This is a genomic window from Cupriavidus sp. OTU4054 (assembly GCF_038440175.1).
Lineage (GTDB): Bacteria > Pseudomonadota > Gammaproteobacteria > Burkholderiales > Burkholderiaceae > Cupriavidus > Cupriavidus pauculus_D.
The window spans coordinates 40,778-65,849 of sequence record NZ_JASATF010000018.1 but is presented as its reverse complement, the minus strand read 5'-3'; the positions used below and the strand labels follow the sequence as shown (position 1 = coordinate 65,849).

The window sequence follows — 25,072 nt, the reverse complement described above, 5'->3', positions numbered from 1 at the left end:
TGCTTGCGCCACGGTGCGCAAGCTCATAGGCTCATCGTAGGGGCCGGTTCCTCCACCAAAAACCGAAACGGCGCCGATTCACATGTCAGCCGAGTCCTACATCGCGCCACGCTGCGCGCTGGATGCGGCCAAATGGGGCGGCCGGTACGATTGACCCCGCGCGCATGATGTGATCCCATGGCCGCGCAAATCTTCTGTCTCCCAGGCCCAACGACATGGTCAAGCACTCCTTACTTCTCAGAAACACGCTGCTGCTGGCCGGCGGCATCGTGCTGACGCTGGCCGTCCTCATCGCCTCGGAAACCGGCAACCTCAGGCTGCGCGAGGGCTATACGCAGGCCGTGCGCTCGCAGCAGCTGCAGAGCGACCTCGGCGCGCTCGTGGGCGAACTGGTCAATGCGGAAGCCGGCCAGCGCGGCTTTCTGCTGACCGGCAAGGAAAGCTACCTCGACCCCTACTACAAGGCGCTACCGCGCATCACGACCCTCATGGGTCAGATCCGCCAGCACTACGCCGACGATCCCGAGGGCCTGCGCCTGTTCGCCGAGACCTCGCAGTTCGTCACGCGCAAGGTCAACGAGATGGCGCTGACGCTCGTCTACGGCAAGCGCGACGTTGACGTGGCGCTCGACCTCATCCGCACCGACTACGGCAAGCAGACCATGGAGAACGCGCGGCGCGGGCTCGAACATCTGCAGGCGCGCGAGTCCGGTACCGTCACGCACAACCTCGAGGCGGCCGAGCACGACCTGCAGCTTTCACGCTATGGCATCGGCCTGCTGACCACGATCAACATCCTCCTGCTCGTCGCGGTGGGACTCGGCCACTCGCGCCGCATGACGATGGCGGAAGCCGCGCGCGTGCAGCTGGAAGAAGAAAGCGCGCGGCTGGACCGAAAGGTACGCGCGCGCACGCGGCAGCTCTCCGCCCTGGCCGCCCACTTGCAGCGCGTGACCGAGGACGAGAAGACGCGCCTGGCGCGCGAGCTGCACGACGAGCTCGGCGCGATTCTCACCGCCATCAAGCTCGATCTGCACTGGGTACGGCTGCGTGTGCAGGAGACCCATCCCGAAGCGCGCGACAAGATCACGCGCGTGATGCTCCACGTGGACCAGAGTATCCAGATCAAGCGCCGGCTCATCGAGGACCTGCGCCCCACGGTGCTGCTCAACCTCGGGCTGCGCGAGGCGATCGTGCAGACCGTCGAGGACGTCGGCACGCGCAACGAGTGGGAGACCACGGTCGATCTTCCGGAAACGGTGCCGCCGCTGCGCGACAGTGCCGCCATCGCGCTCTACCGTATCGTGCAGGAGTCGCTCAACAATGCGAGCAAGTACGCCGAGGCCCATCACGTGTCCGTCAGCCTCGCCTGCACACCGCAGGAACTCACGCTCGTGGTGCGCGACGACGGCGTCGGCCTGCCGCCCGATTTCGATGCGGGCAGCACGGCGGGCCATCATGGACTGCTGGGCATGGAACAGCGCGTGACCGCGCTCGGCGGCACGATGCATATCGACTCCGCGCCAGGCAAGGGCGTGACGGTACGCGTGGTGGTGCCGCTGACGACGACGGTACTCGCGCCGCCGGAAGAGGAAGTCGAAGCCTGAGGTTCAATGCCCCGTCACTGGGGCGAGGTCGCGTAGTCCTCGATGACGCGGAACACCTGTTCCAGCTCGAGCGACTTGTCGAAGAAGTAGTCGGCACCGGCCTCGGTGCAATGGCGCCGGTACATCGAGACCTGCGCGTGGTTCGTATAGACGATGCGGATACCGGACAGCCCGGTCTTCTGCATTTCACGCAGCACGTTGATGCCGTTGCCCTGGCGCAATTGCAGGTCGCAGATCACGACGTGATAGCTGCCTTCGCTCACGAGCCGGATGGCCGTGCTTTCGGTGTCGGCCCAGTCCACGCTTTCCACGAACGGGAACGCATTCAGATACTCGAGCAGCATCCCACGCAGCACCGGCGAGTCCTCGATCAGGAGGACTCGCAGCAATCGGTGCGAGGAGGCCGCGGCTTGCTCCGGCATGGCGCTGTGGGATTCGGTAACTGACTGGGCGATGGGGTGAATGCGATAGAGGTTGGCGCGGCTTACTCGACCAGGCCGTTCTTGATGGCGTAATAGGTCAGGTCGGCATTGGTCTTCATGCCCATCTTCTCCAGGATGCGAGAGCGGTAAGTACTGACGGTCTTCACGCTCAGGAACAGTTCATCGGCAATCACGGATACGGACTGCCCGCGCGAGAGCTTGCAGAAAATCTGGAACTCGCGCTCGGAAAGCGTCTGGTGCACCGGCTGCTCGGTCGGCTTGTCGAGGCCGCCGATCAGCAGGTCGGCGACGGTGGCGCTCACATACCGGCGGCCCTGCGCCACGGTGCGGATCGCCTTGACGAGGTCGTCGGGCGCGCTTTCCTTGGTCAGATAGCCCGAAGCGCCGGCACGGATCAGGTTGATCGCGTACTGGTCTTCCGGATAGGTGGACAGGATCAGGACTGGCAGATTGGGCAGACGCTGTCGGATCAGCTTGAGCACGTCGATGCCGTTGCGGTCCGGCATGGAAATATCGAGCACGAGCACGTCGAACTCGCTGTCGCGCAACTGCGCCATCACTTCATCGCCGCTGGCGGCTTCGCCCGTCACCTTGATGTCGGGTTCTTCGGAAATGAACTGGCGCAAACCCGCGCGCACGATCTCATGATCATCGGCGATCAAGACGCGGATCATCGGTGTCTCCACGGTAAAGGGGCAGCCCGGATGCACGAGGCGGAACGGGCCGGTTTCATGCATTGTAGTGCGGCGCCGTGCGCAAAGATGTCGGTGTCAGGCTGACATGACGTGCAGGATTTACAGCGGCTTGCGGGCGTAAGGGGTTGCCGGACAGGGGCCGGGCCGGCCGGTGGCGGACGCAAAAAAGGCGCCCGAAGGCGCCTTTGCTGGAGGGGTGGCGGGTCCGCCGGTTACTGGATCTTGCTGCCGGCGTCCGTGCTGCCGCCCGTCACCGCGCTCGTGCCGAGGCTGGCCTCGGTGCCCTTCTTCGACTTGGCGCCCTTCGCGTCCTTGCTCGCGTGCCTGCCGTGCTTGGCGCCCGCCTTGCTCTCTGCCTTCGTGTCTGCCTTGGTGTCTGCCTTAACGTCAGCGCCGGTATCGGTCGCGCCCTGGGTGGACGCACTGGCACCGCCCCCGACCTGCGCCCCAGCCGATGCGCCCGGCGCCGTCAGGCCGGCGCCGGCCTGCGTGCCGGTGGAGACGCCAGTACCTTGTGCCATGGCCAGCGAAGAGGCGGCGGCAATCGAGAGAGCGGACAGGGAGATCAGCAGCTTTTTCATGGGAGAGACTCCTTTCAGATGCACCGTGGCGAAACATTCGCCGCGGCATTCACGCGATGTCACGTGAACTGAGGCTCAGTCTATGGAGTCCGTCCCGCACCGTCTGTGAGCACTTGTAATGCCCTGTAAGCAGCCGTGAGCGGCAAACCGGTGCTTGCCCCGGTGTACGCGTGGCCGCGCACACCGGGCGCTGACATGCCGTTACAGGTTCGGCGCGAGCGCGCGTTCCATCGTGGCGCGATCTTCGCCGCGGCGCGCGGCCATGTCCTCGAGCTGATCGGTGCCGATCTTGCCCACGCTGAAGTACGTCGCGTCCGGATGCGAGAGGAAGAAGCCGCTCACCGAGGCGGCCGGCGTCATCGCCAGCGATTCGGTGATGCCCATGCCGATATCGGCGGCATCGAGGTACGCGAACATCGGCCCCTTCACCGTATGCTCGGGGCATGCCGGATAGCCCGGCGCCGGACGGATACCGCGATACGCTTCCTCGATCAGCTGCTCGTTGTTCAGCGATTCGGCCGCGTCGTAGCCCCAGAGGTCCGTGCGCACGCGCTGGTGCAGGCATTCGGCGAACGCCTCGGCCAGACGATCGGCCAGCGCCTTGAGCATGATGGCGCTGTAGTCGTCGTGGTCGGCCTCGAACTGCGCCTCCTTCTTCTCCACGCCAAGACCCGCCGTCACCGCGAACAGCCCGATGTAGTCGGCGATGCCGCTCTCCTTCGGCGCGATGAAGTCCGCGAGCGAACGGTTCGGGCGGCGCACGCCATCGACGACGGGACGCTCGCTCTGCTGGCGCAGGTTGTGCCACGTCAGCGCGACCTTCGTGCGCGACTCGTCGGTGTAGATCTCGATATCGTCGTCGTTGACCGTATTGGCCGGCAGCAGCGCGATCACGCCATTGGCGCTGAGCCAGCGGCCCTGGATCAGGCGCGCGAGCATGCTCTTGCCGTCCGAGAACACGCGCCGCGCGGATTCGCCGACGATCTCGTCGTTGAGGATGTCCGGGTATTTGCCGGCAAGGTCCCACGTCTGGAAGAACGGGCCCCAGTCGATGAACCGGGCCAGCTCGGACAGATCGTAGTTGCGGAACACGCGGCGGCCGATGAACTTCGGCTTCGGCGGCACGTACGTGCTCCAGTCGATCTTCGTCTTGTTCTCGCGCGCCTGCGCCAGCGTGACCATCGGCGTCGCCTTGCGGCCCGCGTGCTGCGTGCGGATACGGTCGTAGTCGCTCTTGAGGTCGTCGAGGTACTTCGCCGCGCCCTCGTCGGACAGCAGGCTCGAGGCCACGCTCACCGAACGCGAGGCGTCCGGCACGTACACGACCGGCCCTTCGTAGTTCGGGGCGATCTTCACCGCCGTGTGCACGCGCGATGTCGTGGCGCCGCCGATCAGCAGCGGAATCTTCTTCACGCGGAAATAGTCGTCGCGCTGCATTTCGGAAGCGACGTAGGCCATTTCCTCGAGCGACGGCGTGATCAGGCCCGACAGCCCGACGATGTCCGCGCCCTCGACCTTGGCGCGCGCCAGGATCTCGTTGCACGGGACCATCACGCCCATGTTGACCACCTCGAAGTTGTTGCACTGGAGCACCACCGACACGATGTTCTTGCCGATGTCGTGCACGTCGCCCTTGACCGTGGCGATCACGATCTTGCCGCGCGCGCGCACGTCGCCGCCGGCCTCGGCCAGCAGACGTTTCTCTTCCTCGATGAACGGCAGCAGATGCGCCACGGCCTGCTTCATCACGCGCGCGCTCTTGACCACCTGCGGCAGGAACATCTTGCCCGCGCCGAACAGGTCGCCGACGACGTTCATGCCGTCCATCAGCGGCCCTTCGATGACCTCGATCGGGCGGCCGCCGCGCGCGGCGATCATCACGCGCGCTTCCTCGGTGTCCTCGACGATGAAGTTCGTGATGCCGTGCACGAGCGCGTGCGCGAGGCGATCGCCCACGGACACCGGCGCCTCGGGCGTACCGCGCCACGCGAGGTTTTCTTCCTTCTTGGCGGCGCCGCCCTTGAAGCGGTCCGCGATCTCGAGCAGGCGGTCGGTCGCGTCCTCGCGGCGGTTCAGCACCACGTCTTCCACGCGCTCGCGCAGTTCGGGGTCCAGCTGGTCGTACACGCCGAGCTGGCCCGCGTTGACGATGCCCATGTCCATGCCCGCCGCAATCGCGTGGTACAGGAACACGGTGTGGATCGCCTCGCGCACCATGTCGTTGCCGCGGAACGAGAACGACACGTTCGACACGCCGCCGCTCACCTTCGCGTACGGCAGGTTCTGCTTGATCCAGCGCGTGGCCTCGATGAAGTCCACCGCGTAGTTGTTGTGTTCCTCGATCCCGGTGGCCACCGCGAAGATGTTCGGATCGAAGATGATGTCTTCGGGCGGGAAGCCGATCTCGTTGACGAGCAGATCGTAGCTGCGCTTGCAGATCTCGGTCTTGCGCGCGAACGTGTCGGCCTGGCCCTTCTCGTCGAACGCCATGATCACGGACGCCGCGCCATAGCGGCGGATCAGGTTCGCGTGATGGCGGAACTGCTCCTCGCCTTCCTTGAGCGAGATCGAGTTCACCACGGGCTTGCCCTGCACGCATTGCAGGCCTGCCTCGATCACTTCCCACTTCGACGAGTCGATCATGATCGGCACGCGCGCGATATCGGGCTCCGACGCGATCAGGTTCAGGAACCTGACCATCGCGGCCTTCGAGTCGAGCATCGCCTCGTCCATGTTGATGTCGATGATCTGCGCGCCGTTCTCCACCTGCTGCCGCGCGACGGCCAGCGCCTCGTCGAACTGGCCCGCGAGGATCATGCGCGCGAACGCCTTGGACCCCGTGACGTTGGTCCGCTCGCCGACGTTGACGAACAGGGTGCCGTCGTCGATCGAGAACGGCTCGAGGCCGGACAGGCGCATCGGGCGCGGGGGCAGGTTTTGCTGGCTCATGGCGAATGCTTTTGTTAGGGGCGCTGCGTTGAAGACGTGTCTGGCGGAATCAGGCGGCGTCGCGATAGTGGCCGGGCCACGCGCGCGGGGCCTTGTCGGCAACGCGCTTCGCGATGGCGGCGATATGCTCGGGCGTGGTGCCGCAGCATCCGCCCACCAGGTTCACGAGGCCCGAGGCCGCGAACTCTTCGACCAGCGACGACGTGACCTCCGGCGTTTCGTCGAAGCCCGTGTCGCTCATCGGGTTGGGGAGGCCCGCGTTCGGGTAGCACGAGATGGGCACGTCGCAGACCTTGGCCAGCTCCGCGACATACGGGCGCATCAGCGTGGCGCCCAGCGCGCAGTTCAGGCCGAACGTCACGGGCCGCGCATGGCGCAGGCTGTTCCAGAACGCTTCCACGGTCTGCCCGGACAGGATGCGGCCCGAGGCATCGGTCACGGTGCCCGAGATCATCACGGGTACCCGTTCGCCGGTATCCTCGAACAGCTGGTCGATCGCGAACAGCGCGGCCTTGGCGTTCAGCGTGTCGAAGATCGTCTCGACCAGGAACACGTCGGCGCCGCCTTCGAGCAGCGCCTTGCCCTGCTCGTAGTACGACGCGCGCAGTTCCTCGAAATCGACGTTGCGCGCGCCCGGGTCGTTGACGTCGGGCGAGATGCTCGCGGTCTTCGGCGTGGGGCCGAACGCGCCCGCGACAAAGCGCGGCTTGTCCGGCGTGGAATACTTGTCGCACGCGGCGCGCGCCAGGCGCGCGGCCTCGACGTTCATCTCGTACGCGAGGTCCGCCATCTTGTAGTCTTCCTGCGCCACGCGCGTCGCGCCGAAGGTGTTGGTCTCGATGATGTCGGCACCGGCGGCGAGATACTGCTCGTGGATCTCGCTGATGACCTGCGGGCGCGAGAGCAGCAGCAGCTCGTTATTGCCCTTGACGTCGATATGGTGGTCGACGAAGCGCGTGCCGCGGTAATCGGCCTCCGAGAGCTTGTAGCGCTGGATCATGGTACCCATCGCGCCATCGAGAATCAGGATGCGCTCGCGCAGCAGTTGCGGCAGACGGGCGCCGCGCGTATAGGGGCGGGCGTCCGGGCGCGCGTCGGGACGGATGGCTTGGGTGTCGGCACTCATGATGGGAGTTCGGTTCGGTTCGATGCGGCAAGACCGCGATTTTACCAGTTGCGTCAATGGTTTGCGGTTGCGGACCGCGGGGCGCCGGCACTACACTGGGAGCTCTATCCGCCGCCTGTCGCTTTTCCGCATGCAACCGCTGATTCCCAACGACGCCAGACAACTGCTCGACCGCGAGCCCGACGCGCTGTTCATCGACTGCCGCAGCGAGATGGAATACCTGTTTGTCGGCCATCCCAAGGGCGCCCACAACGTACCGTGGAACGACGGCCCCGACTGGGAGGTCAACCCGCATTTCGTGCAGAACGTGAAGAAGCTCGCGGGCCATGTCTCGGCGCGGCCCGTGCTGCTGATCTGCCGCAGCGGCAACCGCTCCACCGCCGCGGCGCGCGCGCTCGAAGGCGCGGGCTTCGTCACGGTCTACTATGTCCAGCACGGGTTCGAGGGCGACCTCGATACCGATCGCCATCGCAATACGGTCAATGGCTGGCGGCACGACGGGCTGCCGTGGGAGCAGTACTGAATGAAAAACGCCCGCTTGCGCGGGCGTTTTTTTTCCGCTCATCAAGCGTCAGTGCATGACCAGCGGGTTGTTCATCACCGTATCGAACTTGCCGAGAAAATCGTCGACCTCTTCCACGGAAGGCTCACTCTCAATCAGACGTTTCACGTCCGCGCGGAAGGTCTCGGCCATCTGGCCGCCGAGGAAAATCTCGCGTTTCAGGTTCTTGTCCACAATCTCGAAGCCGCCCGAGGCTAGGGGCGCATGCTCGACGTCTGCTCCAAACTCGACAATGCAGTAATTGTCGCTGTTGTAGATCATTTGCATCGCACTACCTCCTGGCATTGGTTGGCGGCTATCGCACCGATAGACGGCGCAAGAACCGCGATTTCACCTCCAAGGTGAGGGTAGTCGCCCGTGAATCAAGTGCCTGGCGTCTGGGCGCGCTTCGAACTCTTCCCAACCCCTCTTCTTTTCCCTCTACATACATTGGGCATCGGCATCGCGCGCAAGTTTCTTGAGCATTGCGCATCAGTGTGTTTCAACACACTCAACCGCGTTACGGAATATCACACTGGCCTCCGCATGCCGCATGGCCCAGGAACGCGTCGAACGCTTCGTGGAACCGCTGCGGTTGCTCGATGAAAGCGAGGTGGGCGGCGTCCGGCAACACGACGAGCCGCGCGGCCGGTATCGCCTTCGCGATCGACTCGGCCATCGCCACCGGCGACCCTTCGTCATCGGCGCCCACCACCACAAGAGTGGGAACGTGGATACGTGGCAGTGCGTTGACCAGATCGAATGCCATGATGGCCTGCGCCACGCCGACGAAGCCCTGCTCGGGCGTGCCGAGCAGCATCGCGCGAATGCGTTCGACGACTTCCGGATGCGCGTCCCGGAACGGTTTCGTCAGCCATCGCTCGAGCGTGGCCTCGGCCACACCGGCCATGCCATGCGCTTCCACCTGGCCGATGCGGTTGGACCACATCGGATGCGCGGTCATCGGCGTATGGCTGATGGTATCGACGAGGGTCAGCGACAACAGGCGCTCGGCGTACCGCACGGCGAAGGTCTGCCCGACCATGCCGCCTACCGACACGCCGCAAAAGTGCGCCTGAGCGATCTCCAGCGCGTCCATCGCGCCCGCGATGTCGTCCGCGAGGCGCGTCATCGTATAGGCCCCGACCGGCGCATCGCTGCCACCGTGGCCGCGCAGATCGACGCGAAGCACGCGATACCGCCCCGACAGGTGCCGGGCGGTGTCGTCCCAGAGCGTCAGGTTCGCGCCCAGCGCGTGTACCACCACCACCCAGGGTCCCTCGGTGCCATCCACGCGAACCTGCAGCGCGATATCGCCGACGTGCACGCGGCGCGTGCCGGGTTCGGAGGAAGGTGTCCGGGACACTTCCGCGGAGGGCGTGCCGTTGGGGGTGTCGTTGTTCGAGGCCATACCTTCATGGTTGGCGATGACGAACGTTTGAACAATCACCAATGGCGTATTTTTTTGTCGGTGGAACGCTGACGTTGTAAATCGCCCACCGAAATCAGCGTCCGCTGCCCTCGCCCGATACGCCACGATAGACCAGATCGATCTGCGTCCCGTCGGGTTCCGTCTGTCGCAACCGCGCCGGCATCCACCCGAGCGAGGGCGCCAGCCAGATTTCCACCCGGCGCTTGTCGTCGGCGCGCCGCGGCAGGCGCACGAAATGCTTGGCGCGCGTAATGAACTGACCATTGCCCACGTCGATGTCGTCCTCGCCGACGTACTGCACCTGGATGGCTTCGACGTCGCTCGTATCGGCCAGATGGAATGTCTCCGTCACACCCGGGGTGGCGTAACGCGTCGGGTCGCCACGCACCCAGCCGACGATCTGCAGGAATACGCTGAAGCGGTCCTGGATATCGGGCGGCAGCGGGACCTGGTTGCCGCGCGATTCGAATGCGACCACGCCGGCCGCGCGATCGATGCGCGTCGCGCGCACCTTGCCGCGCCAGTTTTCTTCGTACCGGTCCGGCGCAAGTCCGCGCTCGGTCAACGTGCCCGTGCTCTGGAACGCGAAGCGGAACCACAGCACGCGCGTTTCCACGGCCAGCCGGTAATGCGCGCCGTCCTGCTCCCAGCGGATCAGGCCGTCGGGATTCTGCACGCCGTTGACGAAGCTCGCGTAATGCAGCGTCTCCGATGCCGGGGCCGCGTACGCGGGGGCCGGCGGGCCGGGTGTGGGGCCGGGTGTGGGACCGGTTGTGGCCCCGGATGCGGGGCCGGATGCCTCCGATGGCCCGCCGGCGGCGGCCGCGCCCGGCGCGGCGCCATCGGTGCCCGCGCCAGTCGCCGCGGCGGTGTCGCCGGCCGGTGCCGTGGCCACCGGCGGCGCGGCGGGCTGCGGCGCAGGCGCGGGTTCGGGCTGCGCCGCAGGCGGTGCCGGCGTGGGGAGGTGTTCGGGCGCGCGCGGCAGCGGTGCCACGGCAGGTCTGGGAACCGAAGGGGGTGGCGGAGGCGGCAGCAGGATGGCCTGCAGCATCGGCATGTCCGGCATGTCCGGAACGCGCGGCAACGGCAGCCGCACGAGGCCGAGCAGCAGCAGCGCATGGACGCCGAGCACGAGGGCGACGACACCGCCCCAGCGCCAGCGGCGCGCGCGTCGTTCAGCAGGTGCGAGAGGGGCCGGCGGTGTCGGCCGGCGGGGTGCCGCCAAGATAGCCAAGTTCCGAAGAGATGCGTTGGGCGATGTCGCGCACGCGGCGGTCGACCGCACCGCCCCATTCTGCATCGAATACGCTTTCCGCGCCGAGCACGATCAGCGCAAGCGCAAGATGTCCCGTCGCGTCGAACACCGGTACCGAGATCGCATTGATGCCCGGCAGCACGCCACCCAGCGTGCGCGCGGCGCCTTGCGCGCGCACCTCCGCGCAGATCGCATCGTAATCGGTCAGCGACATGTGCCCGGCCGACGCGCCGCGCAGCGCGAGTTCGCGCTCGATCATCGGCAGCGTCTGCCGGCGCGACAGGTATGCGCCGTAGAGACGCCCCGTGGCGGAATTGAGCATCGGCATCACGTCGCCGAGCCGCAGGCTCACGGTGACCGGATGGCTCGACGCTTCCCAATAGACGATGGTGGGGCCCTGATTGCCCCAGACCGCGATGCCCGCCGTGTGATCGAGCTCGTCGCGCAACTGCGACAGCAGGGGGCGCGCCTTGCGCAGCGGGTCCAGCCGGTTGAGGCCGGCAAGCCCCAGCTGCAGCGCGAACGGTCCGAGGTCGTAGCGGCCGCTGACCGGGTCCTGCACCACGGTGCCGAGCCGCTGGAAGCTGACGAGGTAGCGATGCGCCTTGGCCGGCGGCATGTCGGCGGCGGCGGCGAGGTCCCGCAGCATCATCGCGCGCGGGGCGGCGGCAAGTACCTGCAGCAGGCGGAATCCGACCTCGATGGACTGGATGCCGGCGCGCGATTTCGATTCGTCGGTGTCCGGTTCTTCGGTCATGGCGCGGCGATGCGTGAGCGGTGAGGGTTGAAGTCGGCGATTCTAACCGGCGGGCGCCGGGCGCTCCGTTACACTACGGCACATCCCGCAATGCCATCGATAATCGCATGAAACTCGCCACCCTCAAGGACGGCTCCCGCGACGGCCAGCTCGTGGTCGTCTCCCGCGACCTCAAGACCGCGCACTTCGCCACGGCCATCGCCAGCACGCTGCAGACCGCGCTCGACGACTGGACCTTCTACTCGCCGCAGCTGCAGGACCTCTACGAAGCGCTGAACGCGGGCCGCGCGCGGCATCCGTTCCCGTTCGCGCCGAAGGACTGCATGGCACCGCTGCCGCGCGCCTATCAATGGGCCGACGGGTCGGCCTACGTGAACCACGTCGAACTCGTGCGCAAGGCGCGCGGTGCCGAGATGCCGGCCGAGTTCTGGACCGACCCGCTGATGTACCAGGGCGGCTCCGACGACTTTATCGGTCCGCAGGACGATATCGTGTGTCCGAACGAAGCGTGGGGCATCGACTTCGAAGCCGAGGTGGCCGTGATCACCGGCGACGTGCGCATGGGCTCGACGCCGGAAGTGGCCGCCGAGGCGATCCGCCTCGTGATGCTGGCCAACGACGTGTCGCTGCGCAACCTGATTCCCGCCGAGCTCGGCAAGGGCTTCGGTTTCTTCCAGAGCAAGCCGGCCACGGCGTTCTCGCCGGTGGCGGTCACGCCCGACGAACTGGGCGACGCCTGGCGCGAGCGCCGCGTGCACCGGCCGATGATCGTGCACTGGAACAGCAGGAAGGTGGGCGCGCCCGAGTGCGGCACGGACATGGTGTTCGACTTCGGCCAGCTCATCGCGCATATCTGCAAGACGCGCAACGTGCGCGCGGGTTCGATCGTGGGATCGGGCACGATCTCGAACGTCGATCGCAGCAAGGGCTATGCGTGCATCGCCGAGCAGCGCATGATCGAGACGATCGAAGGCGGCAAGCCCGTGACCGAGTTCATGAAGTTTGGCGACGCGGTGCGCATCGAGATGTTCGACGCGCAGGGCCACTCGATCTTTGGCGCAATCGATCAGGCGGTGTCGCAACGCTAGGCACGACACTGTCCATCGCAGAGGGATAACGATACCGGAGACAACGATGGACGCAGCACAACAGGCGCTTTCCCCACGCTTCGAACGCTACCGCGCGCTCACGCTGCGCCGGCACGGACCGATCCTCGAGATCGTGATGGGGGCCGGGCAGTCGGCCAACGGCAAGCTCGCCACGGCCGACGCGACCATGCATCGCGAACTCGCCGAGATCTGGCGCGATGTGTCGGCGGACCCCGATATCCGCGTGGCGCTGATCCGCGGCGAAGGCAAGGGGTTCTCCGCGGGCGGCGACCTCGCCCTCGTCGAGGAGATGGCCAACGACTTCGGCACGCGCACGCGTGTGTGGCAGGAAGCGCGCGACCTCGTCTACAACCTCATCAATTGCGACAAGCCCGTGGTGTCGGCCATGCACGGCCCCGCCGTGGGTGCCGGGCTCGTGGCCGGACTGCTCGCCGATATCTCCATTGCCGCGCGCGGCGCGCGCATCGTCGATGGTCACACGCGGCTCGGCGTGGCGGCCGGCGACCATGCGGCGATCGTCTGGCCCCTGCTGTGCGGAATGGCCAAGGCCAAGTACTATCTGATGCTGTGCGAGTCGGTCACGGGCGAGGAAGCCGAGCGGATCGGCCTGGTATCGCTGGTGGTGGACGAGGATGCGCTGGTGGCCAAGGCCTTCGAGGTGGCCGAACGCCTCGCGGCGGGCTCGCAGACCGCGATTCGCTGGACCAAGTACGCGCTCAACAACTGGCTGCGCATGGCGGGTCCCGCGTTCGATACCTCGCTGGCGCTCGAGTTCATGGGGTTCTCCGGGCCCGACGTCCACGAGGGTGTGGCGAGCCTGCGGCAGAAGCGTCCACCCGAATTCAGGTAACCCCGACCGTCTTTCATCCCGTCATCAACCTGCCTTGAGGGAGTGCGTGACCATGTTTGGACAGATTCCCGATTTCACGAACGGCTTCGAGTTCCTGCGCAACCTATGGGGCGCGGGCAGCGGCATGCCCAACGGCCTGATGCCGGGCCTGCAGGCGATGACGCCGCCGATGGACCTCGACGAGGTCGACAAGCGCATCCACGACCTCAAGGCCGTCGAGAGCTGGCTGCAGCTCAACGTCAATCTGCTGCGCACCACGATCCAGGGCCTGGAGGTCCAGCGCGCGACGCTGGTCGCGCTGCAGACCTTCGGCAAGGCGCTCTCGCCCGATGCGATGCAGAGCGCGATGGAGAACGTGGCGCGCGCGGCCAACGCGCCGAGCGCGACGCCCCATCATCATCCGTTCACGATGCCCACGCGCGCGCCGGAGCCCGAGAGCGTCGATGATGAGGAAGAGGAAGAGGACGACGACATCGAGTACCCGCCCGACCTCAACGCTGCCGATGCGGAAGACGGGGAGGATGGGGCGGGCGACGACGAAAACACCGAGGCCCTGCCCGACGATGGGCCCGTCGAGGGTGCGACCGATAGCGCAACCGATAGCGCGACCGAAGGTGCGACCGATAGCGCAACGGACAGCGGCACCGAACTGCCGCCGAACGCGGCGCTCTGGTGGAATCTGCTGCAGCAGCAGTTCAACCAGATCGCGAGCAGCGCGGCCGCGGCGAGCATGGTGCCGTTCGGCAATCTCGGCGGCATGAACGCCGCCGCGCCGGCGACGGGTACGGGTACAGCGGCGGCGGGGCCTGGCGCGTGGCCCTCCGCGCAGGCCGCGACGCCGGCGAAGAAGACTGCGGCGAAGCAGCCGACGACAAGGACGGCGTCCGCAAGAAAGCCGGCCACAAAGCAAGCGGCCGCAAAGAAGGCCGCGGCAAAGAAGGCTGCTGCAAAGAAGGCGACTGCAAAGAAGCCTGCCGCGAAGGCCAACACGAAGGCCGACATGAAGGCCGACATGAAGGCCGACACGAAGGCGACCCCGAACGCGACCCCGAAGAAGCCCACGACTCAAGCCACGGCCACAAGCAGGACCGCGAACAAGGCCGCGGTAAAGCCACCCACGACAAGGCAAGCGACCACAAGGCAGGCCGCTGCCAGACAGGCGCCCGCCAACGCCCCGGAGCCGCCCGACACGGACGATAACGCGTGACCGCTCCGGCAAGCCTTCCCGTCCCGCCCCCGGCGGCATCCGCCACCACGCGGCGCCAGCAGACCGCGCTGATCATGATGGGCGGCGGCGCCCGCGCCGCGTACCAGGCCGGCGTGCTCGCCGGCATCGCGCGCATCGCCGAACGCCATGGCCTGTCCCACGGGCCGTTGCCGTTCGGCATCATCGCGGGCACGTCGGCCGGCGCGGTCAATGGCGCGGGGCTCGCGATCGGTGCCGCCGACTTCCAGGCGGCCACCAACAGCCTGGCCGCGCTCTGGCACAGCATCCACGCCGACGACGTCTACCGGACCGACGTGCTGCGCGTGGGCGCGTCCGGCGCGCGCTGGCTCTCGTCGCTTGCATTCGGCTGGGCCACGCGCCAGGCGCCGCGCGCCCTGCTCGACAACACGCCGCTGGGCGGCATGCTGAGCGAGCTGTTCGATGGCGACCGCGTGCAGGCCAGCCTCGATGCCGGCGTGCTCAACGCGTTCGCGGTCACGGCGCTCTCGTACTCGACCGGGCGCCATGTCACGTTCTACCAGTCGCACCGGCGCATCCACCCCTGGCATCGGAGCCAGCGCGTGGCCGTGGAAGCGCGTATCGGCGTGGACCATCTGCTCGCGTCGTCGTCCATCCCGTTTCTGTTCCCGTCGATTCCGCTCGAGATCGAAGGCCATCACGAATGGTTCGGCGACGGCACGATGCGGCAGATGTCGCCGCTGTCGCCGGCCATCCATCTGGGCGCGTCGCGCATCCTCGCCATCGGCGCGGCCTCGCGGCAGCGCGCGGGCTGGTTCGACACGGTGCCCGCGGGCGGCTATCCGTCGCTGGCGCAGGTGGGCGGCCAGGCGCTGGCGAGCATCTTCCTCGATGGCCTGCAGGCGGACCTCGAGCGGCTGCTGCATATCAACCGGCTGCTCGCGCGCATGCCCGAGGTGGCGGGCGACGCGGAGGGCTGGCGCCCCGTGGAGGTCATGACGATCTCGCCGAGCGAACCCATCGAGAACATCGCGGCCCGGCATATCGAACGCCTGCCGCGCACCGTGCGCGCGCTGATCGCGCCGCTGGGCGGCACCGAGGCGCGCGGGGCGGCATTCGCGAGCTATCTGCTGTTCGAACCGGCCTTCACGCAGGCGCTGCTCGCGCTCGGCGAGCGCGATGCGGACGCCCAGGCCGACGAGATCGCGGCGTTCCTCTACGGCGTGGTGCCGGCGGACAAACAGGCGTTTGGGCAGCAGCCGCCGGCCCGACAGCCCGAGGCATCACAGCCGGCATAGCACTTTCGCCACTTTGCACATTGCCTTTGGCATTTCTGTCAGGTCAAACAGGCGAACGCTGGAAATCGCAGTTGCAATCCATAGCTTTACAGCTAAAAAGGAATTAGAGAAAAGATTCGAGAATGATTCCCATCTGGTAGAATCCGCCCGTAATTTCAAAGGCTTACCATGCTCTACCCCGAACTGTTCAAATCGCTGGAATCGGTCCGCTGGCACATGGACAAGGACATCCCATGGGATGACTTCGACGCCAATCTGCTGACCGACGACCAGGCCAAGACCATTCGCATGAACGCCATCACGGAATGGTCGGCACTGCCGGCTACCGAGATGTTCCTGCGTGACAACCGGCACGATTCGGACTTTTCGGCATTCATGAGCATCTGGTTCTTCGAGGAACAGAAGCATTCGCTCGTGCTCATGGAGTACCTGCGCCGCTTCCGCCCGGACCTCGTGCCGACCGAGGAAGAACTCCACGCCGTGCGCTTCGAGTTCGACCCGGCGCCGCCGCTGGAAACGCTGATGCTGCATTTCTGCGGCGAGATCCGCCTGAACCACTGGTACCGCCGGGCCGCCGAATGGCACTCGGAGCCCGTGATCAAGCACATCTACCGCACGCTGTCGCAGGACGAGGCCCGCCATGGCGGCGCGTACCTGCGCTACATGAAGAAGTACCTCGCGCAGTTCGGCGACTCCGCGCGCGCGGCATTCGCCAAGATCGGTGTGCTGATGGCGTCGGCGCGCCGTACCGAAAAGCCGCTGCACCCGACGAACCTGCACGTGAACAAGGCGTTGTTCCCGAACGACACCGTGCAGTCCCGCCTGCCGGACCCGGACTGGCTCGAGCACTGGCTCGACGAACAGATCCGCTTCGACGAAGGCTGGGAAAAGAAGGTCATCGAACGCATCCTGCACAACATGTCGCTGCTGTTCGAACGCACGTTCGACTCGGTGCAGGACCTGAACCGGTACCGCAAGGAACTGAACGCCAGCCTGCAGGGCGCATGACCGCTCCCGCCTTCGAATCCAAGGTCGTCCCCGTGGACGATGTGGCCGCGCTGCAAGCCGCGGTTGCCACGCTGCCGCGGCCGCTCGTCTTCACGAACGGCGTGTTCGACATCCTCCATCGCGGCCACGCGACCTACCTCGCGCAGGCGCGCGAGATGGGCGCCAGCCTCGTGGTGGGGGTGAACAGCGATGCGTCGGTGAAGATGCTCGGCAAGGGCGACGACCGGCCGCTCAATCAGCAGGACGATCGCATGGCGCTGATCGCGGCGCTGGGCTCGGTCGATCTGGTCGCGATGTTTCGCGAGCAGACGCCGGTCGAACTGATCCGGCTCGTGCGCCCCGACATCTACGTCAAGGGCGGCGACTACGATATCGATACGCTCGAAGAAACACGGCTCGTGCGCAGCTGGGGCGGACAGGCGTACGCGATCGACTTCCTCCACGACCGCTCCACCACCAAGCTGCTGACCAAGGTCCGGCAGCAGCGCTGATCAGCTCGCCAGCGCGCAGGCCTGCAGGTCTTCCGCGCCGAGGCGCTGCCTGACTTCCTCGAGCCGCGCGCGCAGCGTGTCATCCACGCGGCGCACACGCAGCCACTGGCGCGACACCGCGCGCGGCGCATCGCTGATCAACGCGGTGCGCACCCCCTGACCCCGCAGCATCTCCAGATACCGCTCGGCCCGTTCGCGCTCGTGGAACAGCCCGAGCGAGACCGTGAACGACTGCTGCGTGTCCGGCGCGCCAGTGCTGACCACCGCCACATCGGTCACGTTGCGGCGGCGCAGTTCGGCGAGCTTGCGGTCCGCGTTCTCGCGCGTGGGTTGCGCGGGCAGGTGGACCCACCAGCGGACCTGCTGCTCGCGCTCGAACGCCTCCACGGCCACCTCGCCGCCCAGCGCTTCCGTCGCGCGGCGCGCCCCCGTGGCGGTGAAGCCGCCCATCTCCAGACAGACGCCCGTTGCGGCCGCGACGAGGCGCGTCGCGGCAACACCGGCAACACCGAGGCTGCCGCGCGTCGTGCCGGCGCCGTTACTCCCCGACTTTGCGGCGGGCTCGCTGGCCGGCACCACCTCCATCCGCTCCCTGCGCACCTGCTGGTCCAGGCGCTGGGGCTCGCGCGGGCTCTCCATCCAGCCGGCCAGCGGTTCGGGGCCGAACGCGCCCGACGCGGCGGCGAGCAGCAGCGCGTTGAGGACCAGCAGGATCAGCAGCGAGACGGTCAGGCCCTTGTTCGGCATCGAGGCGGCGAATAATGGTAGAGACGGTGATGGTGACGAAGGCGTCAGGCACGCAGCGCCATCGCGTGCAGCCCAAGCAACACCAGATTATCGTGCAACTCGCACGGCATCGCGAGTGCACCGGCGAGCGCATGGCGCGCGCCGCCCGACAGCACGCAGCGCACGGGGCCGCGGGCCGCGAGCGCACGCCACGTCTGGGCGATGGCGCCGGTCTGGGCGGCCAGGCAGCCTGCCGCGATGGCGTCGTGAGTGTTGTCGGCACCCAACGCCATATGGCCCGCGGCGGCGGCATCCACGCCGTCGAGCGAGGGCAGCTGGGCCGTGTTGCGCGCGAGCGAGCCAAGCATCAGGGCGAGGCCGGGCAGGATCAGGCCGCCCTCGAACCGCGCGCCGGCGGGCGCTGCGTTGGCGGTGACGATATCGAGCGTGGTCGCGGTGCCCGCGGTGACGAGCAGCAGCGTTTCACCGGGATACCGGCGATGGGCGCCGATGGCGCCAACCCAGCGGTCCACGCCAAGCTGCGTGGGCTCGCGGTAACCATTGACGAGGTCGCCATAGGCGGCCGTCGTGCGTACCCATTCCAGCGGGGCCGCGGCGCCAAACGCCTGCGTGACCAGCGCGGTGGCGCGCGCGGCCGCGCCCTCGCCCGCCACGTTGGCAATCCAGACGGCCGGCACCTGCGCGCCCGCCGCGGCCAGCGCGCGCCATGCCTCGACGGTCTGTCCGAAGTCGTTGGCCTCCTGCGCGGCGCCGTGCGCGATGGCGCCGTCGAACTGCCACGGCTGGGCCACCGACGGATCGGCTTCGAGCGCCGTGCACCACGCCCACTTGAGCCGGGTGTTGCCGATATCGATCAGCAGCGCGCTCATGCTTCGGCTCCGCGCAGCGACACCTCGCCGCTCGTCACGCGCTGCAGGCCCGCGTCGGTCTCGAGCAGCAGATGGCCCTCGTCGTCGACGCCGCGCGCGAGGCCTTCGGCAATCAGGTTCCCGTCCTGCAACAGCCGCACGGGCTCGTCGCGAAACGCGTCGCGCGCGGACCAGCGCGCGGTCATCGGTGCCAGGCCCTCGGCCACGAACACCTCTCGCATGGCGGCAAGACGGTTGAGCACGGCCGCGAACACGGGCGTGGCGTCGCGGTGGACATCGAAGCCCCGCACCACCTCGGCCACGCCCGCCAGCGCGCGGCCCAGCGCGGCCTCCGCATCGGCGTCGCGCACGAGGTTGAGGCCAATGCCCACCACGGCCCAGACGCGGCCCGGGCCCGCCGGTACCGTTTCGATCAGGATGCCGCCGAGCTTGCGACCCTCCACCTGCAGGTCGTTCGGCCATTTCAGGCGCACGCCCGGGGAGCCGGCCTCGGCATGGGCCCGCTCGCGGACGTCTTCGATCCCCTCGGCCACGGCCAGCCCGACGGCAAGGCTCAGCCCCGCCAGGCGTGCCGGGGCGAGCGGCAGCGGCAGCGCCACCGAAAAGGTGAGCCCGGCCTGTCCCTGTTTCCATGGCCGCCCCTGCCGGCCGCGGCCGGCGGTCTGGAGGTAGGTATGGCGGACCTGCACGGCGGCCGCGTCCTCGTCGGCGGGCCAGTCGGCCATGCGGCAGGCATGCACGAGGTCCGCATTGGTGGAGCCCGTTTCCTCGACCGTCTCCACGACCCAGTCGCGCGCGGGGCCGGCGAGCGCCGCGCGCAGCGCGGCCGCGTCGATGCGCCATGCCTGCGCGCCAGCGGCGGCACGCACGGAGGAACGGGGGGATGCGGACGAATGAAGCAGGTCGGACATGACGGCTGACGTGGGCGATGACGCCTCTATGCTGGAACGAGCCCCCGGGACCGGGGAGCGTGCATTGTAGCCGTGCCCTTTGGGAACCATCGTGTTTCTCCGTGTCAGAGGAAGTCTCATCGCCACATCGTGATCGGTAGCTTAGAATCGGGACTCAACCTTCGGGACTCAACCATCACATCGCCGGTATTTCATTTGGATCGCCCGACGACGCCCGCCATCGACATCCAGCGCCAGGATGGAACCTGCAGGATCGCCCTGCAGGGGGACTGGACCGCGCTCGCGCTCGCGGACTGCGGGGGTGCGCGCGGCCTGCGCGCCCAGCTCAAGTCGCTGGTCAACGCCCCCGACAGCGCCGAATGGACGCTCGCGGGGGTCGGCAGGCTCGACCATATCGGCGCGCAGCTGATCTGGCAGGCGTGGCAGGGCAAGATGCCCGAGCGCCTGACCGCCGACGACGGCCAGCGCCGCGTGTTCGGGCGCATCGCGGCCCTGAAGACCGACGGCTGGAAGAAGCGCATGGTCGATCGGTTCAATCCGATCACCCTGTTCGGCGCGGGCATCCTGTCGATGATCATGCAGCTGGCCAACGGCGTCACGATGCTGGGGCAGCTCACGTTCGACCTGCTGCGCTTTGCACGCGCGCCGCAGCGCGGCCCGTGGCGGGAGATCTCCGCGAATATCTACAATATCGGCTACAAGGCGCTGGGCATCACGGCACTGGTCGGCTTTCTGATCGGCATCGTGCTGTCGTACCTGTCGTCGAACCAGCTGCGCACGTTCGGGGCGAGCACGTTCATCGTGAACATTCTCGGCATGGCCGTGATCCGCGAACTCGGACCGGTGCTCGCGGCCATCCTGATCGCGGGCCGTTCGGGCTCCGCGATCACCGCGCAGATCGGCGTGATGCGCGTGACCGAGGAACTCGACGCGATGAGCGTGATGGGCATCTCGCACGGCTTCCGGCTGATCATGCCGCGCGTGATCGCGCTGGCCGTATCGATGCCGCTGCTCGTCGCATGGACCGATCTGCTCGCGCTGTTCGGCGGCATGACGGCCGCCAAGCTCCAGCTCGACATCAGCTATTCGTACTTCCTGCGCCAGTTGCCCGACGCGGTACCGGTGGCCAACCTGTGGCTCGGCCTCGGCAAGGGCGCGGTGTTCGGCATGCTGATCGCGCTGACCGCATGCCATTTCGGCCTGCGTATCAAACCCAATACGCAAAGCCTCGGCGAAGGGACGACGGCATCCGTGGTCACGTCGATCACGATCGTCATCGTCGCGGATGCAATCTTCGCGATCCTGTTCAAGGACGTCGGGATATGAACGCACCGGACAAGGCGCCGCAAACGCACGGCGAGACCATCATCGAGGTCCGCAACCTCGTCAAGCGCTACGGCGATGCCGTGGTCCACGACGGGCTCGACCTCGACGTCTATCGCGGCGAGGTGCTGTCGATCGTCGGCGGCTCCGGCACGGGCAAGACCGTGCTGCTGCGCCAGATCGTCGGGCTCGAACGCCCCACATCGGGCACGATCAAGGTGTTCGGCGAGACGCCCGCGTCGCTGCGTCCCGCGCAGCTGCAGGCGCTGCGCAACCGCTGGGGGCTGCAGTTCCAGCGCGGCGCGCTGTTTTCCGCGCTGTCCGTCATCGACAATATCGCGCTGCCGATGCGCGAGCTGCGCGCGCTGCCCGACAACCTGATCTGCCAGGCCGCGCTGCTCAAGCTGCAGCTGGTCGGGCTGTCCGCGCGCGATGCGGACAAGATGCCCTCGGACCTGTCCGGCGGCATGATCAAGCGCGTGGCGCTCGCGCGCGCGCTGTCGCTGGAGCCCGAGCTCGTGTTCCTCGACGAACCGACGGCCGGTCTCGACCCGATGGCCTCGGACGACTATGTGTCCCTGATTCGCGAGCTCCACACGGAGCTCGGCCTGACCGTGGTGATGATCACGCACGACCTCGACACGCTCGTCGCGCTGTCGGACCGCGTGGCCGTGCTGGCCGACCACAAGGTGCTCGCGGCCGCGCCGATCTCGGAGGTGATCAAGGTCGATCATCCCTTCATCCACGAATACTTCCTGGGCGAACGCGCCCAGCGAGCGATGCAGGCGCTGGCAGTGCCGCCTCACGGAGAAGCCTGATGGAAAACAAATCGAACGCCTTCCTCGCGGGGGTCTTCACGATCGGCCTGGCCGTGCTGGTGCTGTTCTCGGTGTTCTGGTTCAGCAGCGACCATGCGGTGCGGGTGCCCTACGACCTCATCACGCGCTCCACCGTCAACGGCCTGGGCCCGCAGGCCGACGTCAAGTATCGCGGTCTCGACGTGGGCAAGGTGGTGTCGATCCGTTTCGATCCGCAGGTGCCGGGCCAGATCATCGTGCGCATCACCGTGAACCAGGACACGCCGATCACGCGCACCACGTACGCCACGCTCGGGTTCCAGGGCGTGACCGGCATCGCATACGTGCAGCTCGACGATACGGCGCGCGAGGAAGGCGCCGGCCAGGCCTCGCCGCCGCTGCGCACGTCCGCGCGCGAGCCCGCGCGCATCGTGATGCGGCCGGGGTTCTTCGAGGAACTGGAGAAGCGCGGGGACTCGCTGCTGACGCAGACCGAGACGCTGATGTCGTCGCTGAACGAGATGTTCCAGACCACCAATCGCGACGAACTGATGGCGACGATCAAGTCGATGCACGAGACCGCCGAGAACTACTCGAAGCTCGCGAAGACGCTGCAGCCCACGGCGGACAAGCTGCCGAAGGCCGTGGACAACCTCAACGCGACGCTGGCCTCGGCGCGCCGCATGACCGACGAACTGGCGAGCCCCAACGGCACCGTGATGCGCACCGTGAACAAGGTGGGCAACGACCTGCAGGTCGCCGCGGACTCCGTGCAGGCTGCCGCGAGTACCATCAACGAAGAGACGCTGCCGCAGATCAACGGTCTGGCGCGCGATGCGCGCCAGACCGTCCGCAGCATCGACCGCGCGGCCGGCACGTTTGGCGATCAGCCCAACAGCGTGCTGTTCGGCGGTCCGACGCCCACGCCCGGCCCGGGTGAGTCCGGCTTCAAGACGCCATCACCATGAACCGACTTCGAGAGTCCACCGCCATGACCACCGCCGCCCCGCTGACTGCATCGTTCGCCACGGTTGCGCGCCGCCTGCCGCAGGCGGCCGTGGCCCTGCTCGTGCTGCCGCTCCTGCTGACCGGCTGCAGCGTGCTGTCGTCGAATCCGCCCGCCACGACCTACGACCTCGGCCCGCTCGCGGCCGCGCCCGCGCAGCCGCCGGCGCCGCTGCCCAAGATGCGCGTGGCCCAGACCGAGGGGCCGGACTGGATGGACGGCAGCCAGCTTTATTACCGGCTGCAGTATTCGCAGCCGCAGAGGCTGCAGGCCTATTCCACGCAGCGCTGGGTACAGCCCGCGCCACGGCTGTTCGACGACCGGCTTCGCGAAGCGGTGTCGGCGCGCGGCGCGCTCGGCTGGATCCGCGATGCCTCGGCGCCGGGCATGCGCGTGGACCTGCTCGCGTTCGAGCAGGTCTTCGACACGGCCACGTCGAGCCGCGGCGTCGTGCGCGCGCGCGTGACCGTGTACCAGAAGGGCCAGATCGGCCAGAAGACGTTCGTGGCGGAGCAGCCCGCGCCCACGGCCGATGGCGCGGGCGGCGTACGCGCGCTCGCGGCCAGCAGCGACGCCGTGATTGCCGCGATCCTCGACTGGGTGGCCACGCTGCCGCTGGACCCCGGCGCGCCCGGCACGACCGTCAGCGCGGCGCCGCTGTTCCCCGGCACGACCATGCCGGTGCCCGAGGCGCCCCCGGCACCCGCGCCCGGGCCCGGGGCCGCCCCCACGCGCACGATGCGCTGAGGACACGCGCGCCGCGCCCAGCATCCGGCCATGGCGAAGCACGCACCGGCTCCTCCGCCGAGCCCGCCCCCGAGTCCACCGGCGTATCCACGCCAGCCCGAACTGGAGGGCTGGCTGCCGCGTCATTCGCCGCTCGCGCGCGTCGGCCTCATCTGCTTCACGCTGCTCGTCGTCTACGCGAGCCTCTATCCGTTCTCGGGCTGGGTGAACAACGGCATCTCGCCGTTTGCATACCTCAGCGCGCCCAAGCCGCGCTACATCACGGACTTCGATCTGATCACGAACGTCCTTGGCTATTGCCCGTTCGGCGCGCTGGTGGTGCTGGCGCTGCATCCCCGCATATCGGGCGCGCGCGCGACGCTGCTCGCGTTCGTCTCCGGCGCACTGCTGTCGGCGGCCATGGAAGCGTTGCAGACATGGCTGCCCAATCGCATTCCGTCGAATATCGACCTCATCACGAACGCATTGGGCGCGCTGCTCGGCGCGGCCGTGATCGCGCCCTTCAGCAGCGCGCTGATCGACCGCGGCACGCTGACACGGCTGCGCATGGCGTGGTTCGAGCCGCATGCGAGCTTCGCGATCATCCTGTTGCTGCTGTGGCCGTTCGCGCAGGTGTTTCCGCAGGAGCATCTGTTCGGCATGGGCGGCATCGTGCGCGAATGGCTGACCGATCCGGATTCGTGGCCGATGGAATGGCTGCAGGCGCTGTTCCCGATGCTGCTGACCTGGCAGGATTCGGTGGGATTGCGGCCCGACGACATGCAGAGCCAGCTGTTGCTGGAGACGCTGGTCACGGCCAGCAGCTGGTTGGGCACCGGACTGTTCGCGTCGCTCGCGATGCGGCGCACGGCGCCGATGCTGCGCATTCTCGCGGGACTGCTGGCGTCCGCGTTGCTGATCAAGGCCGCGGTGGCGGAACTGCAGTTTCCCGAGGACAACTCGTTCAACTGGCTGTCGGAGGGAGGACGCTTCGCGCTGCTGACGAGTTCGCTGCTGCTCGTGCTGCTGCTGCGCCTGCCACGCTGGCTGCGCGCCACGCTGGCGATGCTGGCGCTGGCCACGCTGGTCGTGCTGACCAACGTGCTGCCATCGAATCCCTACGCGTGGATTTCGGAGCAAGGCTGGCGCATGGGCCGCTTCGTGCATTTCAACAGCCTCGCGCAGTGGCTCGGCTGGTTCTGGCCGCTGCTCGCGTTCTGCTATGTGATCTGGCGGCTGGAGCAGGTGACGCTGCGGCGCAAGCTGCAACGCCGCGCCCAGCGCCGCGCCACCGCCCGCGCGGTGGCCGCGGCGACCGAACGCCACGACACGGCGGACCACACGGTTGACGGCAAGACGCGCTAG

Annotated in this window: 25 protein-coding genes; 13 read left to right on the top strand and 12 right to left on the bottom strand. The window is 67.5% G+C overall.

Annotated elements, in window-relative coordinates; translation table 11 throughout:
- The first annotated feature begins 215 nt into the window (after positions 1-215).
- A complete protein-coding gene (locus tag AAHB16_RS20635; protein WP_150373151.1) occupies positions 216-1,607 on the top strand; it encodes a CHASE3 domain-containing protein in 1,392 nt (463 codons plus the stop codon).
- A 14-nt stretch (positions 1,608-1,621) separates the two neighbouring features.
- On the opposite strand, the gene AAHB16_RS20630 is transcribed toward AAHB16_RS20635, so the two are convergent.
- From AAHB16_RS20630 to AAHB16_RS20610, 5 genes are all read right to left on the bottom strand, one after another.
- Positions 1,622-2,029, bottom strand: a complete 408-nt coding sequence (locus tag AAHB16_RS20630; RefSeq protein WP_342051861.1) for a response regulator — start codon at positions 2,027-2,029, stop codon at positions 1,622-1,624.
- A gap of 62 nt (positions 2,030-2,091) precedes the next feature.
- Positions 2,092-2,724 (bottom strand): response regulator, encoded by a 633-nt coding sequence (locus AAHB16_RS20625; RefSeq protein WP_109582374.1) that lies wholly within the window; start codon positions 2,722-2,724, stop codon positions 2,092-2,094.
- Between the two features lie 233 nt (positions 2,725-2,957).
- Entirely contained in the window at positions 2,958-3,326 is a 369-nt protein-coding gene (locus tag AAHB16_RS20620; protein WP_150373153.1) for a hypothetical protein, read from the bottom strand.
- A gap of 201 nt (positions 3,327-3,527) precedes the next feature.
- The gene (gene metH, locus AAHB16_RS20615) at positions 3,528-6,377 is read right to left on the bottom strand and encodes a methionine synthase (RefSeq protein WP_263364724.1); all 2,850 of its coding nucleotides are present in this window, start codon (positions 6,375-6,377) and stop codon (positions 3,528-3,530) included.
- The gene (locus AAHB16_RS20610) at positions 6,325-7,401 is read right to left on the bottom strand and encodes a homocysteine S-methyltransferase family protein (protein ID WP_150373156.1); all 1,077 of its coding nucleotides are present in this window, start codon (positions 7,399-7,401) and stop codon (positions 6,325-6,327) included. The genes metH and AAHB16_RS20610 overlap by 53 nt, the downstream gene beginning before the upstream one ends.
- Positions 7,402-7,531: 130 nt before the next feature.
- Between AAHB16_RS20610 and AAHB16_RS20605 the strand changes: the two genes are divergently transcribed.
- Positions 7,532-7,924, top strand: coding sequence for a rhodanese-like domain-containing protein (locus tag AAHB16_RS20605; RefSeq protein ID WP_150373158.1), 393 nt, complete (start codon positions 7,532-7,534; stop codon positions 7,922-7,924).
- A gap of 48 nt (positions 7,925-7,972) precedes the next feature.
- Here AAHB16_RS20605 and AAHB16_RS20600 read toward each other — a convergent pair whose 3' ends face one another.
- From AAHB16_RS20600 to AAHB16_RS20585, 4 genes are all read right to left on the bottom strand, one after another.
- A complete protein-coding gene (locus tag AAHB16_RS20600) occupies positions 7,973-8,230 on the bottom strand; it encodes a BTH_I0359 family protein (protein ID WP_150373160.1) in 258 nt (85 codons plus the stop codon).
- A gap of 232 nt (positions 8,231-8,462) precedes the next feature.
- Positions 8,463-9,353, bottom strand: coding sequence for an alpha/beta fold hydrolase (locus tag AAHB16_RS20595; protein WP_342051860.1), 891 nt, complete (start codon positions 9,351-9,353; stop codon positions 8,463-8,465).
- A gap of 94 nt (positions 9,354-9,447) precedes the next feature.
- Positions 9,448-10,599, bottom strand: coding sequence for a DUF3108 domain-containing protein (locus AAHB16_RS20590; RefSeq protein ID WP_342051859.1), 1,152 nt, complete (start codon positions 10,597-10,599; stop codon positions 9,448-9,450).
- Complete coding sequence (locus tag AAHB16_RS20585; RefSeq protein WP_342051858.1) at positions 10,550-11,386, bottom strand: IclR family transcriptional regulator; 837 nt, start codon at positions 11,384-11,386, stop codon at positions 10,550-10,552. The genes AAHB16_RS20590 and AAHB16_RS20585 overlap by 50 nt, the downstream gene beginning before the upstream one ends.
- A 107-nt stretch (positions 11,387-11,493) precedes the next feature.
- Here AAHB16_RS20585 and AAHB16_RS20580 point away from each other — a divergent pair, with 107 nt between their 5' ends.
- The 6 genes from AAHB16_RS20580 to rfaE2 all read left to right on the top strand — a co-directional run bounded on the left by AAHB16_RS20580 (position 11,494) and on the right by rfaE2 (position 17,328).
- On the top strand, positions 11,494-12,474 hold the full coding sequence (locus AAHB16_RS20580; RefSeq protein WP_150373166.1) for a fumarylacetoacetate hydrolase family protein: 981 nt from the start codon (positions 11,494-11,496) through the stop codon (positions 12,472-12,474).
- Between the two features lie 46 nt (positions 12,475-12,520).
- Positions 12,521-13,345: an enoyl-CoA hydratase/isomerase family protein gene (locus AAHB16_RS20575; RefSeq protein ID WP_342051857.1), complete on the top strand. Its 825-nt coding sequence runs from the start codon at positions 12,521-12,523 to the stop codon at positions 13,343-13,345.
- 52 nt (positions 13,346-13,397) lie between these two features.
- Entirely contained in the window at positions 13,398-14,552 is a 1,155-nt protein-coding gene (locus AAHB16_RS32800; RefSeq protein ID WP_446718119.1) for a PhaM family polyhydroxyalkanoate granule multifunctional regulatory protein, read from the top strand.
- Between the two features lie 74 nt (positions 14,553-14,626).
- Positions 14,627-15,829 (top strand): patatin-like phospholipase family protein, encoded by a 1,203-nt coding sequence (locus AAHB16_RS20565; protein WP_150373918.1) that lies wholly within the window; start codon positions 14,627-14,629, stop codon positions 15,827-15,829.
- Positions 15,830-15,997: 168 nt separating this feature from the next.
- Positions 15,998-16,837 carry a ferritin-like domain-containing protein gene (locus AAHB16_RS20560; protein ID WP_150373169.1) on the top strand — a complete coding sequence of 280 codons (840 nt, stop codon included), beginning with the start codon at positions 15,998-16,000 and terminating at the stop codon, positions 16,835-16,837.
- The gene (gene rfaE2, locus AAHB16_RS20555) at positions 16,834-17,328 is read left to right on the top strand and encodes a D-glycero-beta-D-manno-heptose 1-phosphate adenylyltransferase (RefSeq protein WP_342051856.1); all 495 of its coding nucleotides are present in this window, start codon (positions 16,834-16,836) and stop codon (positions 17,326-17,328) included. Before AAHB16_RS20560 ends, rfaE2 begins: the two co-directional genes overlap by 4 nt.
- Here rfaE2 and AAHB16_RS20550 read toward each other — a convergent pair whose 3' ends face one another.
- From AAHB16_RS20550 to AAHB16_RS20540, 3 genes are read right to left on the bottom strand one after another with little or no spacing between them, the layout of a single operon-like run.
- Positions 17,329-18,075 carry an SPOR domain-containing protein gene (locus tag AAHB16_RS20550; protein ID WP_342051855.1) on the bottom strand — a complete coding sequence of 249 codons (747 nt, stop codon included), beginning with the start codon at positions 18,073-18,075 and terminating at the stop codon, positions 17,329-17,331.
- Between the two features lie 44 nt (positions 18,076-18,119).
- On the bottom strand, positions 18,120-18,944 hold the full coding sequence (locus AAHB16_RS20545) for a type III pantothenate kinase (RefSeq protein WP_342051854.1): 825 nt from the start codon (positions 18,942-18,944) through the stop codon (positions 18,120-18,122).
- Positions 18,941-19,855: a biotin--[acetyl-CoA-carboxylase] ligase gene (locus AAHB16_RS20540; protein WP_342051853.1), complete on the bottom strand. Its 915-nt coding sequence runs from the start codon at positions 19,853-19,855 to the stop codon at positions 18,941-18,943. The genes AAHB16_RS20545 and AAHB16_RS20540 overlap by 4 nt, the downstream gene beginning before the upstream one ends.
- Before the next feature lie 195 nt (positions 19,856-20,050).
- On the opposite strand from AAHB16_RS20540, the gene AAHB16_RS20535 reads away from it, so the two are divergent.
- From AAHB16_RS20535 to AAHB16_RS20515, 5 genes are read left to right on the top strand one after another with little or no spacing between them, the layout of a single operon-like run.
- Positions 20,051-21,181: an MlaE family ABC transporter permease gene (locus tag AAHB16_RS20535; RefSeq protein ID WP_446718118.1), complete on the top strand. Its 1,131-nt coding sequence runs from the start codon at positions 20,051-20,053 to the stop codon at positions 21,179-21,181.
- Positions 21,178-21,996, top strand: coding sequence for an ABC transporter ATP-binding protein (locus AAHB16_RS20530; RefSeq protein WP_150373179.1), 819 nt, complete (start codon positions 21,178-21,180; stop codon positions 21,994-21,996). The genes AAHB16_RS20535 and AAHB16_RS20530 overlap by 4 nt, the downstream gene beginning before the upstream one ends.
- A complete protein-coding gene (locus AAHB16_RS20525) occupies positions 21,996-22,943 on the top strand; it encodes an MlaD family protein (RefSeq protein ID WP_191002153.1) in 948 nt (315 codons plus the stop codon). The genes AAHB16_RS20530 and AAHB16_RS20525 overlap by 1 nt, the downstream gene beginning before the upstream one ends.
- On the top strand, positions 22,940-23,728 hold the full coding sequence (locus tag AAHB16_RS20520) for an ABC-type transport auxiliary lipoprotein family protein (RefSeq protein WP_342051852.1): 789 nt from the start codon (positions 22,940-22,942) through the stop codon (positions 23,726-23,728). The genes AAHB16_RS20525 and AAHB16_RS20520 overlap by 4 nt, the downstream gene beginning before the upstream one ends.
- A gap of 30 nt (positions 23,729-23,758) precedes the next feature.
- Positions 23,759-25,072 carry a VanZ family protein gene (locus AAHB16_RS20515; protein WP_150373182.1) on the top strand — a complete coding sequence of 438 codons (1,314 nt, stop codon included), beginning with the start codon at positions 23,759-23,761 and terminating at the stop codon, positions 25,070-25,072.

Excerpts from the sequence above, each read along its gene's own strand:
- AAHB16_RS20620 (WP_150373153.1), bottom strand. The coding sequence starts at position 3,326 with ATGAAAAAGCTGCTGATCTCCCTGTCCGCTCTCTCGATTGCCGCCGCC.
- AAHB16_RS20525 (WP_191002153.1), top strand. The coding sequence starts at position 21,996 with ATGGAAAACAAATCGAACGCCTTCCTCGCGGGGGTCTTCACGATCGGC.
- AAHB16_RS20635 (WP_150373151.1), top strand. The coding sequence starts at position 216 with ATGGTCAAGCACTCCTTACTTCTCAGAAACACGCTGCTGCTGGCCGGC.
- AAHB16_RS20575 (WP_342051857.1), top strand. The coding sequence starts at position 12,521 with ATGGACGCAGCACAACAGGCGCTTTCCCCACGCTTCGAACGCTACCGC.
- AAHB16_RS20585 (WP_342051858.1), bottom strand. The coding sequence starts at position 11,386 with ATGACCGAAGAACCGGACACCGACGAATCGAAATCGCGCGCCGGCATC.
- AAHB16_RS20595 (WP_342051860.1), bottom strand. The coding sequence starts at position 9,353 with ATGGCCTCGAACAACGACACCCCCAACGGCACGCCCTCCGCGGAAGTG.
- AAHB16_RS20580 (WP_150373166.1), top strand. The coding sequence starts at position 11,494 with ATGAAACTCGCCACCCTCAAGGACGGCTCCCGCGACGGCCAGCTCGTG.
- AAHB16_RS20540 (WP_342051853.1), bottom strand. The coding sequence starts at position 19,855 with ATGTCCGACCTGCTTCATTCGTCCGCATCCCCCCGTTCCTCCGTGCGT.
- AAHB16_RS20550 (WP_342051855.1), bottom strand. The coding sequence starts at position 18,075 with ATGCCGAACAAGGGCCTGACCGTCTCGCTGCTGATCCTGCTGGTCCTC.
- AAHB16_RS20565 (WP_150373918.1), top strand. The coding sequence starts at position 14,627 with ATGATGGGCGGCGGCGCCCGCGCCGCGTACCAGGCCGGCGTGCTCGCC.
- AAHB16_RS20610 (WP_150373156.1), bottom strand. The coding sequence starts at position 7,401 with ATGAGTGCCGACACCCAAGCCATCCGTCCCGACGCGCGCCCGGACGCC.
- AAHB16_RS20520 (WP_342051852.1), top strand. The coding sequence starts at position 22,940 with ATGAACCGACTTCGAGAGTCCACCGCCATGACCACCGCCGCCCCGCTG.
- AAHB16_RS20625 (WP_109582374.1), bottom strand. The coding sequence starts at position 2,724 with ATGATCCGCGTCTTGATCGCCGATGATCATGAGATCGTGCGCGCGGGT.
- AAHB16_RS32800 (WP_446718119.1), top strand. The coding sequence starts at position 13,398 with ATGTTTGGACAGATTCCCGATTTCACGAACGGCTTCGAGTTCCTGCGC.
- AAHB16_RS20515 (WP_150373182.1), top strand. The coding sequence starts at position 23,759 with ATGGCGAAGCACGCACCGGCTCCTCCGCCGAGCCCGCCCCCGAGTCCA.
- AAHB16_RS20545 (WP_342051854.1), bottom strand. The coding sequence starts at position 18,944 with ATGAGCGCGCTGCTGATCGATATCGGCAACACCCGGCTCAAGTGGGCG.
- rfaE2 (WP_342051856.1), top strand. The coding sequence starts at position 16,834 with ATGACCGCTCCCGCCTTCGAATCCAAGGTCGTCCCCGTGGACGATGTG.
- AAHB16_RS20530 (WP_150373179.1), top strand. The coding sequence starts at position 21,178 with ATGAACGCACCGGACAAGGCGCCGCAAACGCACGGCGAGACCATCATC.
- AAHB16_RS20600 (WP_150373160.1), bottom strand. The coding sequence starts at position 8,230 with ATGCAAATGATCTACAACAGCGACAATTACTGCATTGTCGAGTTTGGA.
- AAHB16_RS20630 (WP_342051861.1), bottom strand. The coding sequence starts at position 2,029 with ATGCCGGAGCAAGCCGCGGCCTCCTCGCACCGATTGCTGCGAGTCCTC.
- AAHB16_RS20605 (WP_150373158.1), top strand. The coding sequence starts at position 7,532 with ATGCAACCGCTGATTCCCAACGACGCCAGACAACTGCTCGACCGCGAG.
- AAHB16_RS20560 (WP_150373169.1), top strand. The coding sequence starts at position 15,998 with ATGCTCTACCCCGAACTGTTCAAATCGCTGGAATCGGTCCGCTGGCAC.